The 2,497-nt window shown below is 68.9% G+C and carries 4 protein-coding genes; all 4 read left to right on the forward strand.

Going from position 1 to position 2,497, the window contains the following annotated elements; translation table 11 throughout:
* A partial coding sequence (locus PV363_RS17200) for an AAA family ATPase (protein ID WP_301023004.1) occupies nucleotides 1–1,537 on the forward strand: 1,537 nt, incomplete at its 5' end.
* 11 nt (nucleotides 1,538–1,548) lie between these two features.
* Nucleotides 1,549–2,001, forward strand: a complete 453-nt coding sequence (locus PV363_RS17205) for a hypothetical protein (protein ID WP_301023005.1) — start codon at nucleotides 1,549–1,551, stop codon at nucleotides 1,999–2,001.
* A complete protein-coding gene (locus PV363_RS17210; protein WP_220341466.1) occupies nucleotides 2,001–2,216 on the forward strand; it encodes a DUF2997 domain-containing protein in 216 nt (71 codons plus the stop codon). The genes PV363_RS17205 and PV363_RS17210 overlap by 1 nt, the downstream gene beginning before the upstream one ends.
* Nucleotides 2,197–2,497 (forward strand): hypothetical protein (locus tag PV363_RS17215; protein ID WP_301023006.1); only part of this gene is annotated, 301 nt, incomplete at its 3' end. The genes PV363_RS17210 and PV363_RS17215, both read left to right, overlap by 20 nt.

The raw sequence follows: 2,497 nt of genomic DNA on the forward strand, positions 1-2,497 counted from the left end.
CGCGGCTGTCGGACCTGAGGGACTGCTCCCCAAGGCCCGCCCGGTCTTCGGCTGGAGCATCACGACCGGACTCGTTGACCCGGACGGGGCGGCACAGGGCAACACGACCGAGCCGGCCCGAGCTCTCGAGTCGATCCAGCGGCACACCCAGCCCGCCGTCTTCGTCTTCCGCGACCTCCACGCGCACCTGGGTGACGGGAACCGGCCGGCCGACCCAGCGATCGTTCGCCGGCTGCGTGACGTGGCGGCCGCCTTCCAGCAGGGCACCAGCGCCCGGTCGCTCATCCTGGTCTCCCCCGTGGTGCGGATCCCTCCAGAGCTCGAGAAGGACGTCTACGTCCTCGACTTTGCCCTCCCCGGAGAAGCCGACATCCGCGCGATCCTCGACAGCATCATCGCGAGCAACGCCGACGGCGGCAGGATCAAGGTCAACCTCGACGAGCCCGACAAGGACCGGATGATCAAGGCGGCCCTCGGGCTCACCGAGCTGGAGACCGAGGGCGCGTTCGCGCGTGCCATGGCCAGCAACGGACAGCTCGACGCCAGCGACATCGACGTCGTCATCCAGGAGAAGCGACAGACCGTCCGCAGGAGCGGGGTCCTCGAGTACGTCCCGTCCGACCTCGATCTCACGCAGGTCGGCGGGCTGGAGAACCTCAAGCGCTGGCTCGGGCGGCGCGCCGACTCCTGGCTCGCCGAGGCCCAGGAGTACGGGGTGCCTGCACCGAAGGGTGTCCTCATCACCGGCGTGCCCGGCTGCGGCAAGTCACTCACCGCGAAGGCCGTGGCCTCCGCCTGGGGGATGCCCCTGCTCCGCCTGGACATCGGCAAGGTGTTCGCCGGCCTCGTCGGCTCGAGCGAGCAGAACATCCGGAGCGCGATCCGAGCGGCCGAGGCTGCCGCACCGGCCGTTCTGTGGATCGACGAGATCGAGAAGGGCTTCGCCGGCGTGTCCGGCGGCGGAGGTGACTCCGGGACGTCGGCTCGGGTGTTCGGCACGTTCTTGACCTGGATGCAGGAGAAGTCCACGCCGGTCTTCGTGATCGCGACCGCCAACGACGTCCAGTCCCTGCCACCCGAGTTCCTCCGCAAGGGCAGGTTCGACGAGATCTTCTTCGTCGACCTTCCCGATCCGGTCGAACGCGACGAGATCTGGCGGCTCCAGATGATCAAGCACATCGGCAACGCCCCCGCGCACGCCTCCTTCACGCCGGACGACCAGCTGGTCGCCGATCTCGTCGACGCGACACAGGACTTCTCGGGTGCCGAGATCGAAGAGGCCGTCATCGCGTCCCTCTTCGACGCGTTCGCGCAGAAGCGCGCGATCCGGGGAGCCGATCTGAGACTCGCGGTGGAGCGGACGGTCCCCTTGAGCATCACCCAGCGGGAGGCGGTCGCCGCGATGCGTTCGTGGGCGGGCCGACGCGCTGTCTCGGCCAGTCTGCAGACCGCACTACGCGAGCCCGACGTCGCGCCCGGCCCCGTCCCGGAGATTCCCGCACCTTTCGAGTCCGGTGGACGCCGGATCGACTACTAGGACGGACGCGCATGAGTCTTGAGATCCTGCTGATCCCTCTTGCCATGGCGGCCGTCGGCGCCGCCAAGGCAGCGATCGACGACGGTCCGCGGGGCCTGGGGCCGAGGGAGCTGACGGTCCGGTCACGACTGAGCGACGGAAGCCTGGTCGCCGCAGCACTCGCCGACCTGGACGCGACGGTGAGCGTGACGAGCCCCGACGAGATCCGTGCGTCCTTCGATGCGCGCGCCGTGTCGATGGACCGCAACGACGAGGGCCTGTGGGTCGCCCGGTTCGACGAGACCTGGACCGAGGAGGAGGCCCTGGGTCTCGTCACGGGCCTCGACACGGCCTACGGCGTGTGCGTTCAACGCGAGGTCGTACGCAAGATTCGGGAGCGAGCACCGGCGGCCGGCCTGTCCATCGCCGAGGAGTCGGTGGACGACGACTCCATCACCCTCGTGCTGGACGTGAGGAGCGACTGATGGCGCCACGCAAACAGCTTCGCGTCCGTGTCGCGCGAGACGGCACGGTCTCGGCCGAGACGATCGGGTTCACCGGTCCGGAGTGCCTGGATCAGGTGGCCGTGCTCGAGGATCTCCTCGACGCGCTCTCGAGCTCCAGCTCCTTCACCGAGGAGTACTGGCAGACCGACCACGTCCAAGAGGAGGGGCAGAGCCTTGACACAGGACGCGGGTGACATCCTTCTCGCTCAGCAGTCGACCCGGTGGAAGGTGGCGAACAGCCTCTGGCTCGCCGTCCTCGTGCTGGGCTTCGGGTGCTTTTCCTTCGTCGGCTGGATCTGGGCGGCACTGCTCGCGCAGTCACGGGTGGTCTCGCGGGCGGCAGTGCTCTGGAGCAGCCTCGGGATTGCCGTTTTCATCGCCATCGGCGCGACGCCGGGCACTGAGGCCGACCCCTACGAGATGGCCGAGCCCTGGGGCACGATCGTGATCGTGGCCATGGCCGTGGCGTGGGTCG

The organism is Mumia sp., assembly GCF_028803055.1.
In the GTDB taxonomy this organism is placed as follows: Bacteria; Actinomycetota; Actinomycetes; order Propionibacteriales; family Nocardioidaceae; genus Mumia.